This window comes from Nocardia sp. bgisy134, from assembly GCF_965341865.1.
Classification (GTDB): domain Bacteria; phylum Actinomycetota; class Actinomycetes; order Mycobacteriales; family Mycobacteriaceae; genus Nocardia.
The window spans coordinates 20042-46357 of record NZ_CBDQZP010000017.1 but is presented as its reverse complement, the minus strand read 5'-3'; the positions used below and the strand labels follow the sequence as shown (position 1 = coordinate 46357).

The window sequence follows — 26316 nt, the reverse complement described above, 5'->3', positions numbered from 1 at the left end:
CGATGTGCCTACGAACCAGACGACGACCGGATCCCTGCTCACCGCCCTGTGCCCGGAGCTGCGGACGGCGCTGACCCGCGTCGGCTACGACGCCGACACCCTGCTGTCGGCGCTGGGTCCGGACGTGCACGCCGCGCTGGGCCGTTCCGAGCCCGTGCCGGTGCGGCGGGCCGCGCGTGCGGCCGGGGAACTCGGCACGCTGATCCGGCTGCTGTTGCTGGGCGACGCCCTGCCCGAGCGGGAGGTGGCGGCCGCCCTCGCACCGGTGGATGTCGAGCGGGCCGTCGCGGCGGGCCTGCTGGCGCGTGACGGCGACGAGGTCCGCGCGGCGCTGGACCTGCGTCCGCTGGACGCGGGCGAGGGCAACCGCTGGATCCTGTCGGATCTGGACGACTCGATGCGCAGGCGCACCCTCACCGAGGATCACGTGCTCGGCGTCGGCCACGCGTCGCTGTCGCTGTTGCGCGCCACACCCACCCGGCCCGTCGGCTCGGTCCTCGACCTCGGCACCGGCTGCGGCGTGCAGGCGGTGCACGCCGCGTCCTACGGGCGCACCGTCACCGCGACCGACGTGAACCCGCGCGCGCTGTGGCTCGCCGAGGCGACCGCCGCGCTCAACGGCATCGACATCGAACTGCTGGAGGGTTCCTGGTTCGAACCGGTCGCCGGGCGGCGCTTCGACCAAGTGGTCGCCAATCCGCCCTTCGTCGTCGGGCCCGCGCGCATCGAGCACTCCTACCGTGATTCCGGTCTCGCGCTGGACGGGGCCAGCGAACTGGTCGTCTCGCGTGCGCCGGAGCTGCTCGCGCCGGGCGGCACCGCGGCCATGCTGGCGGCCTGGGTGCACGTCGACGGCGAGGACTGGCGCCAGCGCGTGTCCTCCTGGCTGCCCGCCGAGGGCGTCGACGCCTGGGTGGTGCAGCGCGACGTCGCCGACCCCGCGCTCTACGTCGGCACCTGGCTGCGCGACGCGGGCCTCGACCCGCGCGATCCGGCGGCGCAGGCGCGCGCCGAGCAGTGGCTGGACGCGTTCGCGGCCGCCGACGTGGCGGGCATCGGCTTCGGCTTCGTCTATCTGCGCGCCGTCGACGGCCCCACCGAACTGCTCGCCGAGGACCTGACGCACGGCTTCGACGACCCGCTCGGCGCCGAGGCGAGCGCCTATTTCGAGCGTTCGGCCTGGCTGCGGACGGTGGCCGGGAACGAAAACCTCGCCTGGTCCGCACGTTTCGCGGTCGGCGAGGCGACCGCGCTGGAGCGGGTGTTCCTCGCGGGCCCCGAGGGCTGGCAGGAGCGCGTCGCGCGGCTGCACCGCGGCGACGGTCCGCGCTGGCAGCACGAGGTGGATGAGACGACGATCGCGCTGGTCGCGGGAATGCGGCCGGACGGGCTGCCGTTGTACGAGCTGATCGAACTGCTGGCGCTCGCCCACGGATTCGAGGAGGTGACGCCGGAGTTCGCGGCCGACGCGCTGACCGTCGTCGCCGGACTGGTCCGGCACGGGTTGATCGAGCCCGTGTAAGCAAAGGGCAACCGGGTATGCGTCGGCGGAGGCATCGGACAGGGAGCCGTTCCCACCCGCGGGGGTTCTCAGGAACTTCTCAGACGTAGGTGACCGAAACCGCAGTTCAGAAGCGGTTTATCGGGGCACGAGCGGGGAACTTTCTCTCTGTCGGGTCCGTTGATCGGAGTGAGACACCACCGACAGGAGGCAAGTCATGACCAGCCCCGCCACCACTCGAGTGCGCACCAGCGAATCGGACCTCGACGCCCAGAGCCCTGCCGCCGACTTGGTACGCGTGTACCTGAACGGAATCGGCCGCACCGCGCTGCTCACGGCTGCCGACGAGGTCGAGCTGGCCAAGCGCATCGAGGCGGGCCTCTACGCCCAGCACCTGCTGGAAACGGGCAAGCGGCTTTCCGCCGGCCGGAAGAAGGATCTCGCCATCATCGTGCGCGACGGCCAGTCCGCACGGGCGCACCTGCTCGAAGCCAACCTTCGCCTCGTGGTCTCGCTCGCCAAGCGCTACACCGGCCGCGGCATGCCGCTGCTCGACCTCATCCAAGAGGGCAATCTGGGCCTGATCCGGGCCATGGAGAAGTTCGACTACGCCAAGGGCTTCAAGTTCTCCACCTACGCCACCTGGTGGATCCGTCAGGCGATCACCCGCGGCATGGCCGATCAGAGCCGCACCATCCGGCTGCCCGTCCACCTCGTCGAGCAGGTGAACAAGCTGGCCAGGATCAAGCGTGAGCTGCACCAGCAGCTGGGCCGCGAAGCCACCGACGAAGAGCTGGCCAACGAGTCGGGCATCCCGGTCGACAAGATCTCCGATCTGCTCGACCACAGCCGCGACCCGGTGAGCCTGGACATGCCGGTCGGCAACGACGAAGAGGCGCCGCTGGGCGATTTCATCGAGGACTCCGAGGCCACCTCGGCCGAGTCCGCGGTGATCGCCGGACTGCTGCACCACGACGTGCGTAGCGTGCTCGCCACCCTGGACGAGCGCGAACAGCAGGTCATCCGCCTGCGCTTCGGCCTCGACGACGGTCAGCCGCGCACCCTGGATCAGATCGGCAAGCTCTTCGGTCTGTCCCGCGAGCGGGTGCGTCAGATCGAGCGTGAGGTCATGGCGAAGCTGCGCAAGGGCGAGCGGGCCGACCGCCTGCGGGCTTACGCCAGCTGACCCGTCGACGCCGGGTGCTTCCGAGGCGCCCCGGCGTCCGACTTGGTGGCCGACGCGTCACCGCACAGACGCCGGCCGGTGTCCGCGCGACCCGCCCCCTCCGGGTTCCGCGCGAACCGGTCGGCGAACTCTTGGTCAGGCCGGGTCGACGGCGACGTCGTAGTTGACCGTGTCGCCTTCCACCGAGGTCACCGTGACGGTGAGAGCGAGCGTGTCGCCGCCCGCCGTCAAGGTGCAGCGCATGGTCGTGCCGACCTTGCCCTCCAGATCGCCCGGGCAATCGATCGCGTCGGGCGCCTGTCCGACCTCCTCCGTCAACGTCTGCTTCACCGACTTCTCCAGCTCGCTCTCCTTCACCTCGGGCGTGGTCGAACCGATCTCCACCGAACACCCCGCGGCCACGAACGCGACGAACAACCCGGCAAGGGCAAAGGCTTTCATGTCGACACGAACCTCTCTGGTCGAATCCTTCGGATCTTCACCAGATCGGGTGTCGCACAAGCGCCGTTAACGCCGACCGGCAGCAGCCGGTCGCCGCGGCGCGGCGCTCACGCCAACCGCCGCGGGCCTACGTCGAACCGGCTCGGCTCGGGACCGATGCGCCCACGCGCGTAGATGATCTCCGCCGAGGTCGGCGAGGCCAGCACCGGATCGAAGGACAGCTCGCGCATTTCCGGGATGTCGTCGAACAGCGCCGAAATACGTTGGGCCAGTTCGGCGAGCGCGGCCTTGTCGACCCGCGGGCTGGCCGGTGTGCCGGACAGCAACGGGGCCGCGCGCGGCGCGTCTATCAGGGCCGCCGCCTCGTCTCTGGTCAGCGGGAGCGCGCGGTAGGCACGGTCGCCGAGCATTTCGATGATCATGCCGGACAAGCCGAACTCGATCACCGACCCGAACGACGGGTCGTCCTGGACGCGCAGGATGCAGCCGACGCCTTTGGTCGCCATCTTCTGGATGTGCAGCACCGGATCGCCGCAGACCTGCACCAGGTCGGTGTAAGCCTGGCGCACCGCCTCCGGTCGCCACAGGTCCAGGCGCACGCCGGACAGATCCGGCCGGCGCCGCCACATCTCTCCGGTGGCCTTCGCCGCCACCGGATATCCCAATTCCTCGGCCGCGGCCACCGCCTGCTCGGCGTCGCGCACCTCACGGAACTCGACCACCTGGATGCCGTAACAGGTCAGCAGCTCGACGGCCTCCAGATCGGTCAGCCAGCGACCGCCGGAATCACCCATCCACCGCGCCACCAGGCCCCTGGCCCGCTCGGTGTCGATGCCGTCCGGTCGCACCACCGCCGACACGGGTTTGTCCCGCCACTCCGCGTAGCGGCGGACCCGGGCCAGCGCCCGCGCCGCCCGTTCGGGATCCGGGTACGACGGAATCGATCCGCGCAGCGCCATCCCGCCCTGGCCACGCACCGCGAGCAGGTGCGGAATGCCCTGCTCAGCGATGAAGGTGGTGACGATCGGCTTGTCCGCCTCGGGCACCGCCGCCGCGGCAGACCGGATGGCGTCGGCGAACCCGGCCATCGGCAGCGGCACCGGCGGCGCGAAAACCACGATGACGGAATCGATCTCGGTGGCGCGCAGGGCCTCGACCACGGCGTCCAGGTAGGCGCCCGGGGTCGCCTGCGGACCCAGATTCACCGGTTCGGCCACATCCAGGCCCTCGCCGCGCGCCGCGTCGACGGCCAGCCAGCTCAGCGCGGTGCTGTTGCTGATCACCGCCAGCCGCGACCCGCCGGGCAGCGGCTGATAACCGAGCAGCGCCGCGCAGTCGAACAACTCCGAGATCGAGTCCACCTGCACGATGCCCGCCTGCGCGAACAGATCCCGCACGATCGAGCGATCCATGTCGCGGGCCGGCTGGCTGCGCCCCGCCTGCCGCCCGCTGCTCACCGCGACGATCGGTTTGGTGCGCGCGACCCGGCGCGCGATCCGCGAGAACTTGCGCGGGTTACCGAAACTCTCCAGGTACAGCAGGATCACGTCGGTGTCGGGCGCGGTGTCCCAGTACTGGAGCAGGTCGTTGCCGGACACGTCGGCGCGGTTACCCGCCGAGACGAAGGTGGAGAGTCCCAGGTTTCGCGCGGCGGCCTCGCCGAGAATCGCGGCGCCCAGCGGGCCGGACTGACAGAAGAACCCGATCCGCCCGCGCGCGGGCAGCACCGACGCCAGTGTCGCGTTCAGTGAGACCGCCGGATCGGTATTCGCGATGCCGAGCGCGCTGGGCCCGACCACCCGCATGCCGTGCACCCTGGCGGCCGCCACCAGATCGCGTTCGGCGGCGAGCCCCTCCGGACCGGTCTCGCCGAACCCGGCGGTGAGCACGACCAGGCCCTTGACGCCCTTGGCCATGCAGTCGTCGAGGACCGAATCGATCGCCGCGGCGGGCACCGCGACCACCGCCAGGTCCACCTCGTCGGGAATCTCGCGCACGGTGGCGTAGGCGCGCACCCCGCGCACCGATTTGCGGGTGGGATTGACCGGATACACCGGCCCCTGGAACACGCCCGACAGCAGGTTCGCCAGCACGACCCCGCCGACCCGGCCCGCGGCGGGCGTGGCGCCGATCACCGCGACCGAACCGGGCGCGAGCAGGTTCCCCACGCTGCGCGCCTCGGAGGCCCGTTCGCGCGAATCCCGCACGGACACCAGGGCTTCGGTCGGGTCGATGGCGAACTCCAGGTGCAGCACCGAGCCGTCCCTGCTGCGCTCGACCTGATAGCCCGCCTCCCGGAACACGGTGACCATCACGGTGTTCTCGGCGAGCACCTCGGCGACGAAGGTCTCGATCTTGCTCTCCGCCGCGGCGCCCGCCAAGTGCTCGAGCAGGATGGAGCCGAGTCCGCGGCCCTGGTGCTCGTCGGCCACCACGAAGGCGACTTCCGCCGAGCGGGGGCCGGTGCGGTCGAGCAGTTCGTAGCGGCCCACCGCGATGATCTGCTCGGCGAGTTCCACGACCAGCCCGACCCGGTTGTGATAGTCGAGATGGGTGGTCCGGTACAGGTCCTTGGGCGAGATACGCGGGTAGGGGCCGAAATACCGCAGGTACCTGGTGCGGTCGGAGAGCGCGGCGTGGAATTCCTGGATCCGGTCGCCGTCCTCGGAGGTCACCGGCCGCAGCCGCACCACCCCGCCGTCGGAGGCGAGCACGTCGGCGAACCAGTGCTGCGGCGGCGGGGGCGGCGTCGCCGGGGTGGACGGAGAGTCCGGGACGGGGTTCTGCTCAGTCACGGGGGTCCTCCGGATCCAAGCCGAGCAATCCGAAGCTGGCTCGGCGCGTTGCCAATACGGCCGTGTCGACGGCCCGCTGCGCCCGGTCGGCGCGCGCGTCTCCAGTCTCCACGGTCCCGCCGGGCCCGTCCCACGGACGGTATGTGATGTCGCCCCCGTCGCCCATGGTGCGCGGCGGCTCCGTGTTCGGCGCCACGGCGCGCACCATATCGATCCAGTCCTGCGGCACCGGGGTTTCCGGTGCGATGTCGCGGTCCAGCGCGGTCGCCAGCAGGTGACTCCAGGCGCGCGGCACCACCCGGACCAGGCCGTAACCGCCGCCGCCTACCGCGAGCCAGCGTCCCTCCGCGTATCGGTCGGCGAGATCGCGCATGGCGCGGAACGCCGCGCGCTGCCCGTCCACGGTGAGCTCCATGTCGGCGAGGGGGTCCTCACGGTGGGTGTCCACACCGCACTGGCTCACCACGATCTGCGGGCGAAACGCCTCCACCGCGCCGGGCACCACCGCGTGGAAACCTCGCAGCCACTGGGCGTCTCGGGTGCCGGGTAGCAGCGCGAGGTTGATCGCGGTGCCGTCTGCCGCGCCCACGCCGGTCTCCTCGGGCCAGCCGGTATTGGGCCACAGGGTCGCCGGGTGCTGATGGATCGAGACGGTCAGCACCCGGGGGTCCGCGTAGAAGACACGCTGCACCCCGTCGGCATGGTGCACGTCGACGTCGAGGTAGGCGATCCGGTCGAAACCGTGCTCGAGCAGCCAGGAGATCGCCACGGCCGCATCGTTGTAGATGCAGAAGCCCGAGGCGGTCGAGGCCATCGCGTGGTGCATGCCGCCGCCGATGCTGACCGCACGCCGGGTGCGGCCCTCGGCGATCTCGCGCGCCGCGGCGAGCGTGCCGCCGACGATGATCGAGGCCGCCTGGTGCATGCGCGGGAACACCGGGTTGTCGGGTGAACCGAGACCGTAAGGCGGGGCGAGGGGCTCGTCGGCCGGCGCGACCGCGTGCTCGACCGCCTCGATGTAGTCGGCCGTGTGGACGCGCAGCAGATCGGCGCGGTCGGCGGGCGCGGGCTCGAGCCGCTCGACACCGTCGAGCAATCCCAGGCTTTGGGCCAGCGCCATGGTGAACTTCAGTCGCGCCGGTTTCATGGGGTGCTCCGGCGTCCAGGTGTAGTCGAGGAAGCGATCGCTCCACACGACGGTGCCCGAACTCCGGTGCGCCCCTGGCTCGTGGGGCGACGCCGAGGGTGCAGTGGCCATGCTCGCAACGGTACGCGGGAAGCTACGCGCCCCGTCGGACGTTTGTATGCAGTAGAAATAGAGCAAGTACGAACACGGCGACAGGCCGTGCGCCGACACGGTTCCGATGGTGGGACGCGAACCGACACGGCGCACGGTGCTATCGCCGTGCGTGGGTAGAATTCGTGCCGACGAAGGGGTAACAGGTGAAGGATCTGGTCGACACCACGGAGATGTACCTCCGTACCATCTACGACCTCGAGGAGGAGGGCGTGGTGCCCCTGCGCGCCCGGATCGCCGAGCGCCTCGAGCAGAGCGGCCCGACCGTGAGCCAGACGGTCGCGCGTATGGAGCGCGACGGACTGCTGCTCGTCGCGGGCGATCGCCATCTGGAGCTCACCGAGAAGGGCCGCAGCATGGCCGTCGCGGTGATGCGCAAGCACCGGCTCGCCGAGCGGCTCCTGGTCGACATCATCGGCCTGGACTGGCAGAACGTGCACGCCGAGGCGTGCCGCTGGGAACACGTCATGAGCGAGGACGTCGAGCGGCGTCTGGTCGAGGTGCTCAACCACCCCACCACCTCGCCGTACGGCAACCCCATCCCCGGTTTGGACGAGCTGGGCATCACCGCGCCCACCGCGGTCGACGAGACCCTGGTGCGGCTCTCGGACCTGCCGCACGGCCAGCTGCACGCGGTCGTCGTGCGCCGCCTCGCGGAGCACATCCAGACCGACCCGGAGGTGATCGGCCAGCTGCGCGAGGCCGGTGTGGTGCCCGACGCGCGCGTGACGGTCGAGACCAAGCCGGGATCCGTGATCATCAGCGTGCCCGGCCACGACAGCGGCTTCGAGCTGTCGGACGAAATGGCCCACGCCGTCCAGGTGAAGCTGGTCTGATCCGTGAAACTTCTGGTCACGGGTGGTGCGGGTTACGTCGGGGGCGTCTGCGCACAGGTGCTGCTGGAGGACGGCCACGAGGTGGTCGTCGTCGACGATCTGTCCACCGGTAACGCCGACGGCGTCCCCGTGGGCGCGCGCTTCGTCGAGGGCGATGTCGCCGAGCTCGCGCCCGCGCTGCTGCGCGGGGAAACCTTCGACGGCGTCCTGCATTTCGCGGCCCAATCGCTGGTCGGCGAGTCGGTGCAGCAGCCGGAGAAGTACTGGCACGGCAATGTCGTCAAGACGCTGGAGCTGCTGGAGGCCATGCGGCTGACCGGCACGCCGCGCCTGGTGTTCTCCTCGACCGCCGCGGTGTACGGCGAACCCGAGCAGGTGCCGATCACCGAGGACGCGCAGACCCGGCCGACCAACCCTTACGGCGCGTCGAAGCTCGCCATCGACCACGCGATCACCTCCTACGCGATCGCCCACGGCCTGGCCGCGACCAGCCTGCGGTACTTCAACGTCGCGGGCGCCTACGGCGGCCTCGGTGAAAACCGCATGGTGGAAACGCATCTCATCCCGCTCGTCCTGCAGGTCGCACTCGGCCATCGCAAGGCCATCTCCGTCTTCGGCACCGACTGGCCGACTCCCGACGGCACAGCGGTACGCGACTACATCCACATCCGTGATCTCGCCGAGGCCCACCTGCTGGCGCTGCGCTCGGCCGAAGCGGGCGTGCATCGTGTCTACAACCTCGGCAGCGGCGCGGGATTCTCGGTGCGCGAGGTGATCTCGGCATGCGAGCGGGTCACCGGCCTGCCCATCGCCGCCCAGGACGCGCCGCGCCGCCCCGGCGACCCGGCCACGCTGATCGCCTCCAGCGAGCGGGCGATCGCCGAACTCGGCTGGCGGCCCGAACACAACGATCTCGACGAGATCGTCGCCGACGCTTGGGAGTTCCTGCGCTCGCTGGGTTCGCGCGCGCATAGCGCACCGTAGCCGCGCGCCGCACCGTCCGCCCCGCCGCGTCGGATCATCCCGGCCCCACCTCATCGGATCATCGGTCCGAGGTCGACGCCGAGCCACGCGGCGGTGGCGTAACCGCTGCGAGCGAGCCTGCGCAGCTGTTCAGGGCGCATGCCCGCGCACAGCGCGGTCTCCAACAGGGTCGCCATCGCGTTGGACGGGTCGGCGTCCAACGCCGCCTCCAGCGCGATGCCCGCGAACGGTCCATCGCCACGCAGATAGGCGCTGTAGCCGAGCAGGGCCGCGAACTCCGCGCGATCCGACCCGGAGCAACCGCGGGCGAGGGTCAGCCAGAGCCGTTCGGCGGCGGCCGCGTGGTCACCGGCGGCCAGCGCGAACATCGCGTCGCGGACCACCCGATCACGCAGGGCGGCAACGATTTCCGCGATCTCCGGCGCGGCTAGCACGGCGCCGGATTCGATGTTGGCGACCTGCCACAGCACGTGTTCCAGCGACCGCCTGCGGTATCCGGTCAGCTCGTCGTGCCGTATCGCCCTGGCGAACCGGTCCCTGGCCACCGCGACCGCGCTGTCGAGCTGGGCGCCGACCTCGGCGCACAGCGCCGCGTCGACGGCCACACGGTCGGTGAGCTCCGCGCGGGAACGCAGGATCGGCCGCCCGTCCAGCACGTGCGCCAGCGCCACCGTGGACGCGCTCGGATCCGGCACCGTGCCGCCGCCGGACCGGTCGAGCAGGCTCCACCACGGCCGCCCTTCCTCGATCGCGGCCACCGCCCACGCGCCGCCGATCCGGATGCCGCTGGAACCGAGCCGGTCGGCCAGTGCGGCGATCAACGCCCGCCCGGCGGCGCCGGACCGCGCGGCACGCCGCGCCTTGCGCGCGGGCCGACCGGCTCGGTCGTCGACGATCACCGCCAGCACCTCGGTCGCGCGCTCCGCGGCGCAGATCTGTCCGATCAGCGCCGCGAACGACGCGGCGAGACCACGACGGCCGCCCTCCGGCGCCAGATCGAACCGCAGCACCGCCGCGATGGCCGGGCTGGCGCCGGGCTCGGCGGGACCGAGCACCGCGACGACGAGTGAGCGAGACGGATAGAAACCGACCATCGCGGGCACGGCGGCGATCAGTTCGCCGGGATCGTCGACCCGCAGCGGGCGCGCCGAGTACCCGCCGCGATACAGCGGCGAGGGCTGTCCGCACAGCACACCTGCCCCTGGATCGTCCTCCTCGCCCGTCCTGCGGTTCCGTGAGCCGACGAACGAGGGACGTTGGCACAACCGCGGCCGTAGACCTTCCGGCCGCCGGTCGGTGCGCGCTGAGTCGCTGTGCTGCCGTCCGGGCGGGCAAGCCGGTTCGCGGCTCTCGCCGCCGCGCCGGGCCCCTGCGTCGCGGGGCGGGTTCGCTGGAGTCGTCATGCCGCCATCCTGCGCGTCGTCCGGACCGCCGCCGACCGCCCGACCTGCGCGAACGATGCCCCTGTGGATAACGGCCGCGCTGTGGACGAATCGGGGCGAGGCAGACGTCCGGCGGTGCGCGATGTCGTACCCCGCGAGTACCGGGCCGATGCCCGTGCCCGCACCGGCGCGAGCACCCGTCATTTCGCCCTGGACGACACGAATCACCGTGCGGAACCGACGATTTCGCCCCGGAGGACAGTCCCGCCGCGCGGGCCGATCCTCAGGCCTCGCGCACCTTCCGCACGGATGTCGTGAACAGCTCGTCCAGCGCCGCGCTGTCCGCGACCGCCTCGCTGAACGTCATGTAGGTCACCGCGATTCGCACATCACCCACCTGCCCGATCAGAGTCCGCATGTTCTGCGTCAGGCCGGGGCCGCCGACGTCGGGGGCGACGGTGCGGCGCAGCGCCAGCGTGTCGTCGGCATCGATGGGCGGCGCCGGGGTCAGCTCGGTCGACACGGTCGTGGTCGCGCCCGCGCGGGAGACCCGTACCTCACCGCACCGCCGGACCTGGTCGCGCAGTGTGGACAGCGGCTGCCGGGTCCGGGTGAGTTCCACGGTCAGCGTCCCGCGGGAGACCTCGTCGGTGCCGACCGCGATGGCGGTGTGATCGGGGCCGAACTGCTGTTCGGTGGGCGCGCACCCGTCCGGCCGCACGGTCGCGCCGCGGGTCACGCCGTTCAGATCGCCCGCCGCCTGGGCCGCCGCCTCCGGTGGTAGCACCACCGCCGGGTAGCTCGCGGGGAACTGCGCGGGGTCGGGCAGCATCGTCGTCAGTTCCGCGCCGATGTGCCGGACGGTCGTCGGCCCGACCGCGACCGGGCTCCCGGCGACGGTCGATCCGCAGCCCGCGAGAACCAGCGCACACACGACAGGCGCGCAGGCGCTCAGCACGCGCGTACGTCCCGTCCACACCGGCACAGTCACCCGGCCCACTGTGCCAAACGCGAGTTTCCGCTTCCACGCCGCCACGCCGACGACCCCGCCCCGGCCAGTGGCACATCGGGCGAAACGCTGTGCCGGTGTAACCCGCCGCGACGAGGGAATACCGGTATCGATCCGGGCGGGAATGCCTGGGGTTCGGGCGCTGTTGGCTCGTTCTATGGGTCGGTGTCCGCACCGTGCGCGGTACGTGTCATCGCCATGGGGGACAATGGACATGGGTTCCCCGCCGTGCTGCCCAGGATCGGCGGCCGCGGTGGACCGCGCAGGAAGGAGTACGCGATGGACTACGAGTCGCGAATGTACGAGCTGGAGTTCCCCGCTCCGCAGTTGTCGTCGGCCGACGGCGCGGGTCCGGTGCTCGTACACGGACTGGAAGGCTTCACCGACGCCGGGCACGCTGTCCGCTTGGCCACGACGCACCTGCGCGAGAGCCTGGAAAGCGAACTGGTCGCCTCGTTCGACGTGGACGAATTGCTCGACTACCGCTCGCGCCGTCCGCTGATGACGTTCAAGACCGATCATTTCGCCGATTACGCCGACCCCGAGCTGAACCTGTGGGCGCTCCGCGACACCGCGGGCACCCCGTTCCTGTTGCTCTCCGGTCTGGAGCCGGATCTGCGCTGGGAGAAGTTCACCACCGCGGTGCGGCTGCTGGCCGAACAGCTCGGCGTGCGCCGCAGCATCGGCCTGAGCGCCATTCCGATGGCCATCCCGCACACCCGCCCGCTCGGCGTCACCGCGCACTCCTCGAATCGCGACCTGATCTCCGATCACCAGCGCTGGCCGGGCGAGTTGCAGGTGCCGGGCAGCGCGTCCTCGCTGCTGGAGTTCCGGATGGCCCAGCACGGCCACGAGTCGGTCGGTTTCTCGGTGCACGTGCCGCACTATCTCGCGCAGACCGCCTACCCGGAGGCCGCGCAGACGCTGCTGGAGAACGTCGCCGAGAACGCGGGCCTGGAGCTGCCGCTCGCCGCGCTCGGCGAGGCCGCCGCGCGGGTCCGCGAGCAGGTCAACGAGCACATCGCGGGCAACTCCGAGGTCGAGACGGTGGTGAACGCGCTGGAGCGCCAGTACGACAGCTTCGTCACCTCCCAGGAACGCCAGTCCAGCCTGCTGGCGGGCGACGGCGAGCTGCCCAGCGGTGACGAACTGGGTGCCGAGTTCGAGCGTTTCCTCGCCGAACAGGGCGGTTACGACGGCGACAACATCTGACGGGCGCGGCGCGGTGGCCCGATCGCGGTGACGGCCCCGACAACGCCTGCCCTAAGCTGGTCGGAGTGGATCTGACCGAACTGCTCGACATTCCAGGAACCGACGCCGACGCGCTCTACGAGTCGTTCGGCATGTGGGCCGCCGAGCAGGGCACGCCGCTGTATCCCGCGCAGGACGAGGCGCTGCTGGAGCTGGCGTCCGGATCCCACGTCATCCTGGCCACGCCCACCGGCTCCGGTAAATCCCTGGTGGCGGTCGGCGCGCATCTGTTCGCACTGACCCGGGGCCAGCGCACCTACTACACCGCCCCCATCAAGGCGCTGGTCAGCGAGAAGTTCTTCGCCCTGTGCGAGGTGTTCGGCGCCGACAAGGTCGGCATGGTCACCGGCGACGCCGCGGTGAACCCCGACGCCCCGATCATCTGCGCCACCGCCGAGATCCTGGCCAACCTGGCGCTGCGCGAGGGCGCGGACGCCGACGTCGGCCAGGTGGTCATGGACGAGTTCCACTTCTACGCCGATCCGGACCGCGGCTGGGCCTGGCAGGTGCCGCTGCTCGAGCTGCCGCGCGCGCAGTTCCTGCTGATGTCGGCGACCCTGGGCGAGGTCGACTTCTTCGCCCGCGACCTGGAGCGGCGCACCGGCCGCGGCACCGCGATCGTGGCGGGCTCCGAACGACCGGTGCCGCTGACCTTTTCGTATGTGCGCACGCCGATCACCGAGACGCTGGAGGAGCTGGTCACCACCCATCAGGCCCCGGTCTACGTGGTGCATTTCACCCAGGCCGCGGCACTGGAGCGGGCGCAGGCGCTGACCAGCGTGAACTTCGCCACCCGCGCGGAGAAGGACGCCATCGCGGCGGCGATCGGCGACTTCCGCTTCGCGGCGGGCTTCGGCAAAACGCTGTCGCGGTTGATCCGGCACGGCATCGGCGTGCACCACGCGGGCATGCTGCCGAAATACCGCAGGCTGGTGGAGCGGCTGGCGCAGGACGGGCTGCTGAAAGTGGTGTGCGGCACCGACACTCTCGGCGTCGGCATCAACGTCCCGATCCGCACCGTGCTGCTGACCGGACTGACCAAGTTCGACGGCGTGCGCACCCGCAGGCTCAAGGCCCGCGAGTTCCACCAGATCGCGGGGCGGGCCGGACGCGCGGGCTTCGACACCATGGGCACCGTCGTGGTGCAGGCCCCCGAACACGAGGTGGAGAACGCCCGGCTGCTCGCCAAGGCCGGCGACGATCCCAAGAAGCAACGCAAGGTCCAGCGCCGCAAACCGCCGGAGGGCTTCGTGTCCTGGAGCGAGGAGACCTTCGACCGATTGGTCGCCGCCCAGCCGGAGCCGATGGTGTCCCGCTTCGCCGTCACCAACGCGATGCTGCTCAACGTGATCGCGCGGCCGGGCAACTGTTTTCACGCCATGCGGCATCTGCTCGAGGACAACCACGAGCCGCGTCCGGCGCAGCGCAGACACATCCTGCGCGCGATCCGCCTCTACCGCGCGCTGCGCGACGCCGGGGTGGTCCAGCAGCTGCCCGAGCCCGACGCCACCGGCCGCTACGCCCGCCTGACCGTCGACCTGCAACGCGATTTCGCCCTGGACCAGCCGCTCTCGCCCTTCGCGTTGGCCGCGCTCGACCTGCTGGATCGCGACTCCCCCGGCTACACCCTCGATGTGGTCTCGCTCATCGAGTCCACCCTCGAGGATCCGCGCCAGCTGCTGATGGCTCAGCAGCACAAGGCGCGCGGCGAGGCCGTCGCCGAGATGAAGGCCGATGGCATCGAGTACGACGAGCGCATGGAACTGCTCGAGGAGGTGACCTGGCCCAAGCCGCTGGCCGAGCTGATCGAGCCCGCCTACGAGACCTACCGCGCCGGACATCCGTGGGTCTCGGAGTTCGCGCCCTCCCCCAAGTCCGTCGTGCGCGACATGATCGAACGCTCGATGACGTTCGCCGAGCTCATCTCGCACTACGAGCTGGCCCGCTCGGAGGGCGTGGTGCTGCGCTACCTGGCCGACGCCTACCGCGCGCTGCGCCGCACCGTGCCCGACGCGGCACGCACCGAGGAACTCGACGACCTCACCGAGTGGCTGGGCGAACTTGTCCGGCAGGTGGATTCGAGCCTCCTCGACGAATGGGAGCAGCTCACCGGTCCCGGCGCGGAGAGCGACGCCGAGCAGCTGGCCTTCGGCGCGGAGACCATCCGCCCCATCTCCGCGAACGAGCGCGCCTTCCGCGTCATGGTGCGCAATGCCCTGTTCCGCCGCGTCGAGCTGGCCGCGCTGCGCCGCTGGGAGGCGCTGGCCGACCTCGGCACCGGACCGGACTGGGCCGAGGAGCTCGCCCCCTACTTCGCCGAATACGAGCGCATCGGCACCGGCCCGGACGCGCGCGGTCCCCAGATGCTCCGGATCGAGCAGCGTCCCGGTTTCTGGCATGTCCGCCAGATCCTCGACGACCCCGCGGGCGACCACGGCTGGGCCATCGAGGCGGTGGTCGATCTCGCCGAGTCCGACGCCGCGGGCGAGGTGGTGTTCGACGAGGTCACGGTGTCCGAAGGGTAGGGCCGCCGCCCCAGCTCGGATACGGGTTTCGACGGATTCGTATCTGGGTAGGGGCCGCTGATACTCTCTCCGCTGCTGCCCACGCGAAAGATCAACTATGCCCGAATCTCCGTACCTTGTCATCCACTCCGAGCGAGTTCGCGAAAATTACCGTGCGCTCGACGCCGCTGTCGCCGTCCGAGGGGACAAGGCCCGCATTCGCTTCGCGGTGAAGGCAAGCCCGGTGCCGGAGCTGATCACTCTGCTCGATGCCGAGGGCGCGGAATTCGACGTGGCGAGCATCGGCGAGATCGACCTGTGCCTCGGCCTCGGGGTGGCGCCGGACAAACTCTGCTACGGCAACCCCATCAAGAAGGCCGCCGACATCGCCCGCGCCTACGCCGCGGGGGTGCGCCGCTTCGCCTTCGACACCGAGGACGATCTGCTGCGCATCGTCGAGCACGCCCCCGGTTCGGAGGTCGAGTGCCGGTTCCTGGCCTCGGCCCCGGAGTCGCGCACCCCGTTCGGCACCAAGTTCGGCTGCGCGCCCGCCGAGGCGCTGCGGCTGCTGGTGCGCGCCCGCGATCTCGGGCTGGTCGTGGCCGGGCCCTACTTCCACGTCGGCTCTCAGCAACTGGATCCCGCGGCGTGGCGGATCGGCATCCAGCAAGCCGGTGAGATCGCGGAAGCGTTGGCCGCCAAGGACATTCACATCACCTCGGTGAACATCGGCGGTGGGCTGCCGATCTCCTACGCCGAGGCCGCCCCCGCGCTCGGCGAGATCGCCGCGGTCGTCAACGCCGCGGCCGCCGAATTCCTGCCCGAGACTGCCGGACTGGTCGTCGAGCCCGGTCGCGCGCTGGTCGGCAACGCGGGCACCATTCACGCCGAGGTCGTCGGCGTTCGAATCGCGCCGGACGGACGGCGCTGGGTGTATCTCGACATCGGCCGTTACAGCGGAATGGCCGAGACGGAGAACGAGTACATCGCCTACCGGTTCGTCACCGAACGCGACGGAGACCCCGTCGACGAGGCGGTGGTCGCCGGTCCAACCTGCGACGGCGACGATGTACTGTATCAACGCACACGGGTCCTTCTGCCGACCACGTTGCGAGCCGGTGATCGCGTCACGATCCTCGACACCGGCGCCTATACCGCGAGCTATTCGTCGGTGTCCTTCAATGGTTTTCCGCCCTTGACCGTTCATGTCTCGGGCGCTGAGCGAGAGTGAGTTTGCCTATGACGGCGGAATTCACCGGCTGGCACGTGCTGGCCGAGTTCGGTGGTGTCGACGCAGATCTCTGCGACGATCTCGAACGACTCGAATCGGCGTTGCGTGAGTCTCTGATCGCGGCGGGCGTCACCATCTGCGATGTCGTTCACAAGAAGTTCGATCCGCAGGGGGTGACCGTCCTCGCGCTGTTGTCGGAGTCCCACGCCTCGATTCACACTTATCCGGAGTCCGGCGACATCTTCGTCGACGTCTTCACCTGCGGCAGCATCGGCGCGGGCGCGACGAAGGCCGTCGAGATGCTGCGGGATAAGCTGTCCCCCAAAGACGTTCGCATGAAGGTCATTCAGCGCGGGCACGGCGCGCAGAAGATCGAGGAGCCGGTCGGCGCGGGCCTGACCCGGATCTGGGATCTGCACGATGTGATCGTCGACACCCATACTCCGTTCCAGCACATGGTCATCGCGCGCACCGAACAGGGCATCAGCCTGTTCTCCGACGACGACCGCCAGTCGACCGAATTCTCCCAGCTGACCTACCACGAGGCGATGATGGTGCCCGCCTTCGTGCTGGCCGAGAAGCTGGACAAAGTGCTGATCATCGGCTCCGGCGAGGGCGTCGCGAGCCAGATGTCGGTGGCCGCGGGTGCCACCCACGTCGACCATGTCGACATCGACCAGCTCGAGGTCGAGCTGTGCGCCGAGCACCTGCCCTACGGCTACACCACCGAGGAGCTCGCCGCGGCGGTCGCGGGCGAGGGCCCGGTCACGGTGCACTACGCCGACGGCTGGGACTTCCTGGCCAACGCCCAGCAGGCGGGCACTCGCTACGACGTCATCGTGATCGATCTGCCCGACGAGCGGGTCGAGGACGCGCAGCACAACCGGCTCTACGAGTCGGAGTTCCTGTCCCGATGTCGAGCGCTGCTCGCCCCGGGCGGCGTGCTCAGCGCGCAAGCCGGTTGCGCGACGATGTGGCGCAACGAGACCCTCGAGCGGTCCTGGAAGCGTTTCCACGAGCAGTTCGGCACGGTCGTGCACTACGGCAGCGACGAGCACGAGTGGTCGTTCCTGTTCGGTCTGGTCGACTCGATCGGGGATCCGGTGCCCGGCATGGTCGACCGCTTGGCCACCCTGCCCTACCGCGCGGAGACCATCGACGGTCGCGCGCTGGTGCGCGGCGCCATCGAGCCGCACGCGCTGCGCGCGGAGCACTAGGCTCCCGAAATACGCCGAATCGCATCGGCGCCAAGGATTTTCGACTTCCTCGGCGCCGGTGCGATTCGTCTTTTCCGCGCTCGGCGGTCAGCCGGGCGAGTACCGAAACGGTGCCGGCGCTCAGGTGGTGACGGGTGCGGGATCGCCGGAGCGCTCCGGCTCACCGCCCGGCTCCTTGCCCGCCGTCTCCGGTTTCGGCTGCTCACCGTCCGGTCCGAAGACCAGACCCGCCTTCCACGCGCCGCGCTCGAAGATCCGCTGCACCGGCGTCGCCACGAACGTGGTGATGATCGTCATCAGCGCCAGGATCGTGTAGAGCTCGCCGCTGATCAGCCCCGCGCTCAGGCCGATGTTCAACAGAATCAGCTCCATCAGCCCGCGGGCATTGGCCAGCGCGCCCATCGAGGCGGCCTCGCGCCTGCTCATGCCCTGCCAGCGCGCCGCGAGCCCGACCGCGCCGAACTTGCCCGCGAACGAGACGATCAGCACGATGGCCGCGACGAGCAGGACCTCCGGCTCGAAGATCAGGCTGAGCTGGGTGTTGAGGCCGGAGTAGATGAAGAACGCGGGCAGCAGCAGGTAGGCCACCAGCGGCTCGAAACGCTCCCGGATGGCGTCGAGCAGCTTGCCGCGCGGCATCACAGCGCCCGCGACGAACGCGCCGAATACCGAGTAGATCCCGCACCAGTCGGTGAACCAGCTGGCCAGCAGCACCACCAGCAGCACGATCGACAGTTGCGCGATCGGCAGCCCGCCCGCGCGCTCGGTGTCGCCGCGCTTGGGCTGCCAGGTCTCGAGCTTGGCCAGGAAGCGCCGCGCGACGAACACCATGAACAGCAGGTAGGCCAGTCCGCCGCCGATAGCGAGCAGCGCGCCGTTCATGCTGTCCTTGGTGGTGGCGACGACGGTGGCCAGCAGGACCCACGCGCACGCGTCGTCGACGGCGGCGCAGGCCAGCGACATGGTGCCGAGGCGCGTGTTCAGCAGACCCGAGTCGTAGATGATCCATGCCAGCATCGGGAACGCGGTGATGGCGACGGCCGCCGCCACGAAAAGCCCGCCCTGCCAAGGCTCCACCTTGTCGGTGAAATATCCGCCCGCGCCGACCATCCACCAGCCGAGCGCGCCGCCGAGCGCCAGCGGCACGGCCACGCCCGCGGTCGAGGTGGCGCCCGCCTTGCGCAGATGCGAGGACAGAATGTCCAGCTTGAACGAAGCGCCGACCAGGAACATGTAGAGCACCAGGCCGAGCTGGCCGACGACGTAGATCGCGGTCAGGTTCGGGTGCGTGATGCTCGCGCCTCCCACCGCGAGCTTGGCCGGGAACAGCCATTCCTGCGCCGAGGGCCAGATCAGGCCCAGAATCGACGGTCCGAGAACGAATCCGGCGACCATGATGGCCACCACCTGTACCTGACCCAACCGACGGAACACCGGCCAGAGCAGGCGGTAGGTCGCCAGGATGACCGCGACCTGAAGAAAGAAATGGGTGGTGATTTGCAAAAGCGATGGCATCGCAGCTCCCCTCCGTCGAGCTGGATTGTGCACTGACACTGAGAGATCGCGGAGCCCCTCCGGAACGCAACTCAGTGTCCTATTCTGTGCCTGATCCGCTCACCGTGCCGCCGCTTTCCTCCGGCACACCGGGATACGCCGACGCCCGGCGGCGTGTGGCCGGAACCGCGGTCCGACCACACGCGCGCCGGGCGCCCGCGCTCAGGAATTCCGTGCGCGCCAGTCCGCCACGTTCATCCCGCCGACGCCCCAATCGGTCAGCGCCACTTCGTCGATCACCACGAACGTGCTCGCCGGATCCTTGCCGAGCACATCCCGCAGCAGGTCGGTGACGCCCTTGATGAGCTGAGTCTTCTGCTCGACGGTGACGCCTTCGTCGGTGACCTTGATGTTGACGTACGGCATTACGCTGCCCTCCCGGAGATGAACCCGCCGTCGACGGGGAAGATGTGACCTGTGGTGAATTCGGCGTCCGCCAGATAGAGGACGGCCGCGGTGGTTTCGGTGACCTCGCCGATACGGTTGAGCAAAGCCAAACGGCCCGAGGCTTTTTCGTCGCCGTCGCCGTGCAACGGGGTGCGAATGATGCCCGGCGCGACGAGGTTCACCCGAATGCCCTCGGCGGCGAGTTCGGCCGCCAGGCTCGTGGTGAGCGCGTGCACGCCGCCCTTGCTGACCAGCGCGGCGGACGCGGGCAACCCGGCGAGCGCGTGGTTGATCAGCACGGTGCCGATGTTCACGATGCTCCCGCCGCCGCCTTGCTCTCGCATCCTGCGCACCACCGCCTGGGTGGTGAAGTAGGTGCCCTTGAGGTTGCCGTTCAGGTAGCTGTCCAGCTCCGCTTCGGTGACGTCGACGAACGGCTTGGCGCCGAAGATCCCGGCGTTGTTCACCAGTACGTCCACCCGGCCGAACCGCTCGACCGCGGCCCGCACCAGCGCGGAACCCGTTGCAGCGGAGCCGATGTCGCCGACCACCTTGCCGACCCTTTCGGGGGCGCCGAGCTCGGCGGCGACGGCGGCGAGCTTGTCCGGATCGCGCCCGTTGATCACCACGTTGTCGCCGCGGGCGACCAGCGCCCTGGCGACATCGCGACCGATCCCGCTGGAGGATCCGGTCACGATGACCGTTTTCGCTGACATGTTGTTTCCCTTCTTTTGATACGACCGGTCGTCTTGGAATGGGTACGAAGCGGCCCGCCGAAGCGGGCAGCGGAGTTCAGGGGCGGAAATAGTCGTCCAGGAGGCGCCGCAGACACTTGTGCAGCGGTTCCAGCGAGCGATCGACCTTCATCCGGATGACCGACCCCTCCCACGACTCGACCAGCAGGTCGGCGAGTTCCTCGGCCTCGATGTCGCCGCGCACCAGGCCGAGTTCCTGCGCCTCGTGCAGCGCCTCGGCCACACCGTCGCGCCACGTGCGGAACGCGCCGGACAGCGATTCGCGCAGCGTCTCGCTGCCCTCCAGCTCGCCGCCCAGGTTGGCGATCAAACACCCACCGGTGTAATCGGATTCGACGAACTCGCCCATCTGCCTGGCGAAGAACGCCCGCAGTCCGGTCACCGGATCCGGTGCGGGCCCGAGCGCTTCGGCGAGATTCCGCTGGATGCAGCGGGAGTGGTAGTCGATGACCGCCTGCCCGAAGCTCTCCTTGCTGTCGAAGTAGTTGTAGAACGAGCCTTTCGGCACGCCGACCGCGTCGAGCACCTGCTTGATGCCGGTGCCGTGATAGCCGTTGGCCAGGAATCCCGCGGCGCCCTCCTCCACCAGGAGCTGACGGGTGTCGTCACTGCGTCGCGGTCGTGCCATGCGAGAAATATACGACCGGTCGTCTAGGAATCGCAACCCGTCGGGTCGAGCGACCGTCGCCAGCCCGCGCACCGCAGGGTGAACGCGCTCAAGTGCTCGGCGGCGAACGCCTCGGCCCGCCACTCCACCGAGGTCGCCTCGGCGGTCCACACGTACGTCCACACCGCGCATGACGCGACAAACGCGCAGCCCTCGGAACTCTCCGGGTGGGGGCGCAGCAGGTCGTCGACCCGTTCTGCACCGAAATCCACTGGGCGCAAGTCGTATTCGTCGTCCTCGAAGGCGTCCAGCACCGCCCACTCCCCCGCGCTCAAGCCGAAGAGCAGCACGCCGCGCACCGTCGCTCGCCCATCCGGTACCAAGCCCGGATACACCCGGCCGGGCAGCGCGGCCGCGCGCCATCCGGTCAACTCGGCGGGTGACAGGTCGGGGCACCGGCCGAGCAGCTCGCGCAAGACCTCGGGAAACTGCAAGGTGCCGTAGACGAAGAGCGCGTGCTCGGACACGGACACCCGCGCTAAGCGTCCAGCCGGATGACCACCGACACCGTCCACCACAGCTCCTCTCCGCCGTCCCCACCAACTGTGCCGCATCGTCGGCGGCGGCGAGGACCCGGCTCCACGACAGGGACGGACCGGCGTCAGCCCCGCCCAGCGAGCCGGGCGAAGGCCTCGGCATCGTGCGACGAGAAGACGGTGATCTCGCCGCCGTGCGCCCGATTGAGTTCGAGGAGCCGTTCGCGGTTCTCCCGGAAGTCGCTCGACCCCAGTGAACGCAGCTCCAGGAGCTGCCAGATCAACGGGGTCCGCGGGTGCACCGGATCGACCTCGCTGCCGACGTAGAAGGCGTCGCCCGCGTGCAGCAACCAGCCGTCGCCGGTGTCGACCGCCACGCCCACGTGCCCCTCGGTGTGGCCGTACAGGGGGACGACGAGAATCTCCGGCGGCAGGCCGGGCAGGTCGCGGACCGCGCGGAAGCCGAACCACTCTGCGCCGCCGTCGATCTCGTTGGTCAGCCACTTCGGCCGGTGCGCCCACTGAGCGGGCTGGTAGCGCAACTTGTCGAACAAGCCCTTCGCGGAGGTCGCCGCGCGCAGTTCCGGGCCGTGCACATGCACCGTCGCGTCCGGGAAGTCGGCCAGCCCGCCCGCGTGGTCCAGATCCAGGTGGGTGAGCACGATATCGCGGACGTCGGCCGGGTCGTAGCCGAGCGCCTGGATCTGCCGGACGGCCGTCTCCCGTTCGAGCAGCTTGGCGCCCAACGAGAATCGCGCGGGCCCCATCATCCGCCCGGGATCCCGCACGCACTCCAGGCCATAGCCGGTGTCGACCAGGACCAGCCCGGTGTCCGTCTCGATCAACAGGCAGTGGTCGACCATGCCCAACGTCATCGACCCGCAGTTCAGGTGGTGAATCCGCACCCGCCGAGCGTCTCAGCCACCACGCCTGGCGGTCAATGCCCGCACCGCTGGGAATCCCTCACATCGGCCGCTGCGCGCGGATGATGGCGGCGAGGTATTCGTAGTCTTCGCTGCGGGCGCTGGAGGCGCGGAAGGCGAGGCCGATGGTGCGGCCGGGGGCCGGGTCGGCGAAGCGGGCGGTTTCCAGTGTGCCCCTTGCGGTTTCGGCGGCGACGGCCATTTCGGGGATGAGCGTGACGCCGAGTCCGCCCGCCACGCACTGCACCACGGTGGCGAGCGAGGCGGCGCGGGTGTCGCCGACGGCGCCGGGATGGACGTCGACCGAGCGGCACAGGTCGAGGGTCTGGTCGCGCAGGCAGTGCCCCTCGTCGAGCAGCAGCAGGGGCAGCGAGCCGAGCACCGCGGGCGCGATGTCCTTGCGGCCCGCGAGTTCGTGCCCGCGCGGAGTCACCAGCACGAATTCCTCGGTGTAGAGCGGAATCTCCACCAGACCCGAATTCTCGGTGGGCAACGCGAGCAGCGCGACGTCGAGCACGCCGGTGCGCAGCCCCTCCAGCAGGCGCGCGGTCTGATCCTCGACCACCTGCGGCACCAGCGCGGGCAGTCGCTTGAACAGCTCGGGCAGCAATCGGGGCAGTACGTACGGCGCGACGGTCGGGATGATCCCCATCCGCAGCGTGCCGCCGAGCCCGTCGCCGGTGGCAGAGGCCAGAAAGCGATCCGCCGCCTCGAGCGTCGCCATCGCCTTCGGCAGCAGGCGCATTCCGGCCGCGGTGACCAGGACCCGACGCGTGCTGCGCTCGATCAGCTGTAGCCCGAGTCCGTTTTCGAGCGCGGCCAATGCTTGCGATAACGTGGGCTGGCTCACATTGAGCCGGGCGGCCGCGGTACCGAAGTGCCGGTACTCCGCGATCGCAACGAACGCACGCAGCTGCGAGAGTGTCGGCTGATAAGTCTGATCAGTCACGCCTATCAGTTTAGTGCGACTGATCACCTTTACCTTTTCACCGGCCTTTAGGCAAGATCACAGCAGAACTTCCGCACGCCCAAAACCCCACAAAGGACGAGGAGACAAAGCATGGCCCTGCTGACCATCGGCGACCAGTTCCCGGCATACAACCTCACCGCGGTCATCGGCGGTGACCTGTCGAAGGTCGACGCTCAGCAGCCTGACGACTACTTCACCCAGGTCACCAGCGACGACCACGCGGGCAAGTGGCGGATCGTCTTCTTCTGGCCGAAGGACTTCACCTTCGTCTGCCCGACCGAGATCGCCGCGTTCGGCAAGCTGAACGACGAGTTCGCCGACCGCGACGCCCAGGTGCTCGGCGCCTCGGTGGACAACGAGTTCGTCCACTTCCAGTGGCGCGCGCAGCACGAGGACCTCAAGACCCTCCCGTTCCCGATCCTGTCCGACCTCAAGCGTGAGCTGGCCGCCGCCACCGGCGTGCTCAATGCCGACGGCGTCGCCGACCGCGCGACCTTCATCGTCGACCCGAACAACGAGATTCAGTTCGTCTCGGTCACCGCGGGTTCCGTCGGCCGCAACGTCGACGAGGTGCTGCGCGTGCTCGACGCGCTGCAGTCCGACGAGCTGTGCGCCTGCAACTGGAAGAAGGGCGATCCGACCATCAACGCCGGCGAGCTCCTCGCCGCCAGCGTCTGATTCGGAACACCCCGTCCCCCAACTGATCCCGATCCCCGCGCCTGCGGGGAGCGTCATCGAGAACGTCCCCCGCGCGCGGGGCCCGATCCACACAGAGGAAGCGTCGAATGAGCATTGAGAACCTGAAGAACTCCCTCCCCGAGTACGCCAAGGACCTCAAGCTCAACTTGTCATCGATCTCGCGCACCACCGTGCTGAACGAACAGCAGCTGTGGGGCACCCTGCTCGCGTCGGCGGCCGCGACCCGGTCGGCGACCACCCTGCGCGAGATCGCCGAGGAGGCCGCCGACGTCCTGTCGGCGGAGGCGTACAACGCCGCGCTCGGCGCCGCCTCGATCATGGGCATGAACAACGTGTTCTATCGGGGCAAGGCGTTCCTCGGCGGCCGCTACGACGACCTGCGGGCCGGTCTGCGCATGCAGATCATCGGCAACCCCGGCGTCGACAAGGCCGATTTCGAGCTGTGGTCCTTCGCGGTCTCCTCGATCAACGGGTGCGCCCACTGCCTGGAGGCGCACGAGCACACCCTGCGTGAGGCCGGTGTCTCTCGCGAGGTGATCTTCGAGTCGCTGCGCGCCGCCGCCATCGTGGCGGGCGTCGGTCAGGCCGTGCAGTCCACCGAGACGCTCGCCGCCGCGTCGGTCTGACGCGGCGACAACCCGGCGGTCCCGTCCACATCGGACGGGACCGCCGTCGTTTCGCCACCTCGGCGGACGCTCCGAAGAGTGACCAAGGCTACATTTGCTAGCAAGTAGCCAGCGGTGAGAGCCGGTAGGCTCGCGTGCATGGGCACACAGGATGAACCGGAAGCCATGGGCACACGGGTCGAGGTGGTGCGCGTATTCACGGATGCGACCGGACGCCTCGGCAATCAACTGGGCATCGCCCGTGCGAAAGACGTCGGCGACGTCGACGCGCAGGCCCTCGCGGCACGGGCCGGGTACAGCGAGACGGTGGTCGTCGAGGATCCGGTCGACGAGATAGCCCGCGTGCGGATCTATACCCCGGTCGTCGAACTCCCGTTCGCCGGACATCCGTCGGTCGGCACCGCGTGGTGGTTCGCCGAACAGGGCATCCCGGTGCGAGTGCTCGACCTGCCCGCCGGTCCGGTGGCTGTCGAGCTGGCCGAGGGCATGACGTGGATCAAGGCCCGCGGCGAATGGACGCCGGACTTCACCTTCCATCAGCTCGACAGCGTCGACGAACTGGAGACGGTGCGGCCCGACGAGTTCCCCGGTGGACCGCACTACCTGTGGTGCTGGACCGAGGAGCACCGTGCGACGGTGCGGTCGCGAATGTTCGCCCCCACCATGGGTATCGCCGAGGACGAAGCCACCGGCGCGGCGGCCGTCGCGCTCACCGCACTGCTGCGCCGCAGCCTGATCATCACCCAGGGTCAGGGCTCGCAGTTGTTCACCGAGTGGGACTCCGACGGCTGGGTGCGCCTGGGCGGACGGGTCGTCGCCGACACCGTCGTCGAGCTCTGATCGCGACCCGGCCGGGCGCCGTCGCTCCGAGCGGCGCGTTCCCCGCTAACGGCGTCTCACCGGAGCGCGGCGTTGCCGCCCAGCACGGCGGCGACCAGCATGTACGCCGTGCCGAGATCCATCACCACATGCGGCGCCACGGCCGCCGAGCCGCCACCGACCGGGTGCGCGAGCCGGTGCCATCCGCCGCCGCGCAGGCACAGCACCGCGGCCGCGTCCGCCAGGAAGAGCGCGGCGAGCGCGAGGGCCGCGAGCGGCGCGGGACCCGTGTGACCGCCGCCCGAATGGCCGGACATCGCGTAGAGCATGGCCGCCGCGGCGATCGCGTGATACCCGATCGCGAAGACCTGTCCCGCCGTAACCGCGCCACGAGCCGCGCGCCATTCCACGATCCGGCTCACCAGCAGCGCACCGAACACGACCATCATGGCGATCAGCACGCCGCGCACTGCGTGCGGGTTCGCACCGGCCGGAAAGATCAGCATCGCGAGCATGATCAGGCACATGACCAGATGAGCGGCATCCGATTCCTGAGGGTTCGCGCGAATCGTCGGTGAAAGTGACAGGGCCGAAAGCTGATTCGCGGACGATGGCGCGGCGGCGAGCCCGAGCGGCGCGGCGTCCGGCCCCGTCGCGCCTGAACAGTGATCGACCGCTCGGTCTCGGCCGAGAACCGATCCGGCCAACCGCAGCACCACGACCGCGGACGCCGCCAAGAACGCCGCCACCACCGCCCACCGCAATGCGGCGTATTCCTGCACGAACTCGGCCACACCCCACCACCT

At 69.8% G+C, this 26316-nt stretch carries 24 protein-coding genes; 11 read left to right on the top strand and 13 right to left on the bottom strand.

The window, feature by feature from the left end; all coding sequences use genetic code 11:
• Positions 1–4 precede the first annotated feature (4 nt).
• Together ACRWNM_RS26795 and ACRWNM_RS26790 are read left to right on the top strand one after the other, a co-directional pair.
• Positions 5–1522 carry a DUF7059 domain-containing protein gene (locus tag ACRWNM_RS26795; RefSeq protein ID WP_431970868.1) on the top strand — a complete coding sequence of 506 codons (1518 nt, stop codon included), beginning with the start codon at positions 5–7 and terminating at the stop codon, positions 1520–1522.
• Positions 1523–1718: 196 nt separating this feature from the next.
• The gene (locus ACRWNM_RS26790; protein ID WP_357400583.1) at positions 1719–2687 is read left to right on the top strand and encodes a sigma-70 family RNA polymerase sigma factor; all 969 of its coding nucleotides are present in this window, start codon (positions 1719–1721) and stop codon (positions 2685–2687) included.
• A gap of 135 nt (positions 2688–2822) precedes the next feature.
• Here ACRWNM_RS26790 and ACRWNM_RS26785 read toward each other — a convergent pair whose 3' ends face one another.
• The 3 genes from ACRWNM_RS26785 to ACRWNM_RS26775 form a co-directional block, all read right to left on the bottom strand.
• Positions 2823–3128 carry a DUF4333 domain-containing protein gene (locus tag ACRWNM_RS26785; RefSeq protein WP_431970867.1) on the bottom strand — a complete coding sequence of 102 codons (306 nt, stop codon included), beginning with the start codon at positions 3126–3128 and terminating at the stop codon, positions 2823–2825.
• Between the two features lie 107 nt (positions 3129–3235).
• A complete protein-coding gene (locus ACRWNM_RS26780; protein ID WP_431970866.1) occupies positions 3236–5923 on the bottom strand; it encodes a GNAT family N-acetyltransferase in 2688 nt (895 codons plus the stop codon).
• The gene (locus ACRWNM_RS26775) at positions 5916–7181 is read right to left on the bottom strand and encodes an acetoin utilization protein AcuC (protein WP_431970865.1); all 1266 of its coding nucleotides are present in this window, start codon (positions 7179–7181) and stop codon (positions 5916–5918) included. The genes ACRWNM_RS26780 and ACRWNM_RS26775 overlap by 8 nt, the downstream gene beginning before the upstream one ends.
• 185 nt (positions 7182–7366) lie before the next feature.
• Between ACRWNM_RS26775 and ACRWNM_RS26770 the strand changes: the two genes are divergently transcribed.
• A complete protein-coding gene (locus ACRWNM_RS26770; RefSeq protein ID WP_431970864.1) occupies positions 7367–8056 on the top strand; it encodes an iron dependent repressor, metal binding and dimerization domain protein in 690 nt (229 codons plus the stop codon).
• A gap of 3 nt (positions 8057–8059) precedes the next feature.
• Positions 8060–9040 (top strand): UDP-glucose 4-epimerase GalE, encoded by a 981-nt coding sequence (galE, locus tag ACRWNM_RS26765; RefSeq protein WP_431970863.1) that lies wholly within the window; start codon positions 8060–8062, stop codon positions 9038–9040.
• Between the two features lie 50 nt (positions 9041–9090).
• On the opposite strand, the gene ACRWNM_RS26760 is transcribed toward galE, so the two are convergent.
• Both ACRWNM_RS26760 and ACRWNM_RS26755 read right to left on the bottom strand, forming a co-directional pair.
• Positions 9091–10443 carry a DUF4192 domain-containing protein gene (locus ACRWNM_RS26760; protein WP_431970862.1) on the bottom strand — a complete coding sequence of 451 codons (1353 nt, stop codon included), beginning with the start codon at positions 10441–10443 and terminating at the stop codon, positions 9091–9093.
• A gap of 262 nt (positions 10444–10705) precedes the next feature.
• Positions 10706–11413, bottom strand: coding sequence for a DUF5642 family protein (locus tag ACRWNM_RS26755; protein ID WP_431970861.1), 708 nt, complete (start codon positions 11411–11413; stop codon positions 10706–10708).
• A 297-nt stretch (positions 11414–11710) separates the two neighbouring features.
• Between ACRWNM_RS26755 and ACRWNM_RS26750 the strand changes: the two genes are divergently transcribed.
• From ACRWNM_RS26750 to speD, 4 genes are all read left to right on the top strand, one after another.
• Positions 11711–12643 carry a PAC2 family protein gene (locus ACRWNM_RS26750; RefSeq protein WP_431970860.1) on the top strand — a complete coding sequence of 311 codons (933 nt, stop codon included), beginning with the start codon at positions 11711–11713 and terminating at the stop codon, positions 12641–12643.
• Between the two features lie 65 nt (positions 12644–12708).
• Complete coding sequence (locus tag ACRWNM_RS26745) at positions 12709–15207, top strand: DEAD/DEAH box helicase (protein ID WP_431970859.1); 2499 nt, start codon at positions 12709–12711, stop codon at positions 15205–15207.
• A 97-nt stretch (positions 15208–15304) separates the two neighbouring features.
• Entirely contained in the window at positions 15305–16417 is a 1113-nt protein-coding gene (locus ACRWNM_RS26740; RefSeq protein WP_431970858.1) for a type III PLP-dependent enzyme, read from the top strand.
• A gap of 8 nt (positions 16418–16425) precedes the next feature.
• Positions 16426–17634: an adenosylmethionine decarboxylase gene (gene speD / locus ACRWNM_RS26735; RefSeq protein WP_431970857.1), complete on the top strand. Its 1209-nt coding sequence runs from the start codon at positions 16426–16428 to the stop codon at positions 17632–17634.
• Positions 17635–17754: 120 nt separating this feature from the next.
• Here the strand turns inward: speD and ACRWNM_RS26730 are convergent, their stop codons facing one another.
• From ACRWNM_RS26730 to ACRWNM_RS26700, 7 genes are all read right to left on the bottom strand, one after another.
• Positions 17755–19149: a cation:proton antiporter gene (locus tag ACRWNM_RS26730; RefSeq protein WP_431970856.1), complete on the bottom strand. Its 1395-nt coding sequence runs from the start codon at positions 19147–19149 to the stop codon at positions 17755–17757.
• A gap of 201 nt (positions 19150–19350) precedes the next feature.
• Positions 19351–19554, bottom strand: coding sequence for a tautomerase family protein (locus ACRWNM_RS26725; RefSeq protein ID WP_431970855.1), 204 nt, complete (start codon positions 19552–19554; stop codon positions 19351–19353).
• Positions 19554–20291 carry an SDR family NAD(P)-dependent oxidoreductase gene (locus tag ACRWNM_RS26720; RefSeq protein WP_431970854.1) on the bottom strand — a complete coding sequence of 246 codons (738 nt, stop codon included), beginning with the start codon at positions 20289–20291 and terminating at the stop codon, positions 19554–19556. The genes ACRWNM_RS26725 and ACRWNM_RS26720 overlap by 1 nt, the downstream gene beginning before the upstream one ends.
• A 76-nt stretch (positions 20292–20367) precedes the next feature.
• Positions 20368–20958, bottom strand: a complete 591-nt coding sequence (locus tag ACRWNM_RS26715; protein WP_431970853.1) for a TetR family transcriptional regulator C-terminal domain-containing protein — start codon at positions 20956–20958, stop codon at positions 20368–20370.
• A gap of 23 nt (positions 20959–20981) precedes the next feature.
• Complete coding sequence (locus ACRWNM_RS26710; RefSeq protein WP_431970852.1) at positions 20982–21470, bottom strand: gamma-glutamylcyclotransferase family protein; 489 nt, start codon at positions 21468–21470, stop codon at positions 20982–20984.
• A gap of 128 nt (positions 21471–21598) precedes the next feature.
• Positions 21599–22378, bottom strand: a complete 780-nt coding sequence (locus ACRWNM_RS26705) for an MBL fold metallo-hydrolase (RefSeq protein WP_431970851.1) — start codon at positions 22376–22378, stop codon at positions 21599–21601.
• Positions 22379–22436: 58 nt separating this feature from the next.
• A complete protein-coding gene (locus ACRWNM_RS26700) occupies positions 22437–23345 on the bottom strand; it encodes a hydrogen peroxide-inducible genes activator (protein ID WP_431970850.1) in 909 nt (302 codons plus the stop codon).
• A 111-nt stretch (positions 23346–23456) separates the two neighbouring features.
• On the opposite strand from ACRWNM_RS26700, the gene ACRWNM_RS26695 reads away from it, so the two are divergent.
• The 3 genes from ACRWNM_RS26695 (at position 23457) to ACRWNM_RS26685 (ending at position 25531) form a co-directional block, all read left to right on the top strand.
• On the top strand, positions 23457–24044 hold the full coding sequence (locus ACRWNM_RS26695; RefSeq protein WP_431970849.1) for a peroxiredoxin: 588 nt from the start codon (positions 23457–23459) through the stop codon (positions 24042–24044).
• Between the two features lie 107 nt (positions 24045–24151).
• Positions 24152–24691, top strand: a complete 540-nt coding sequence (locus tag ACRWNM_RS26690) for a carboxymuconolactone decarboxylase family protein (protein ID WP_431970848.1) — start codon at positions 24152–24154, stop codon at positions 24689–24691.
• A gap of 165 nt (positions 24692–24856) precedes the next feature.
• Positions 24857–25531 carry a PhzF family phenazine biosynthesis protein gene (locus tag ACRWNM_RS26685; RefSeq protein ID WP_431970985.1) on the top strand — a complete coding sequence of 225 codons (675 nt, stop codon included), beginning with the start codon at positions 24857–24859 and terminating at the stop codon, positions 25529–25531.
• A 56-nt stretch (positions 25532–25587) separates the two neighbouring features.
• On the opposite strand, the gene ACRWNM_RS26680 is transcribed toward ACRWNM_RS26685, so the two are convergent.
• Positions 25588–26304, bottom strand: a complete 717-nt coding sequence (locus tag ACRWNM_RS26680) for a DUF5134 domain-containing protein (RefSeq protein WP_431970847.1) — start codon at positions 26302–26304, stop codon at positions 25588–25590.
• Positions 26305–26316 lie beyond the last annotated feature (12 nt).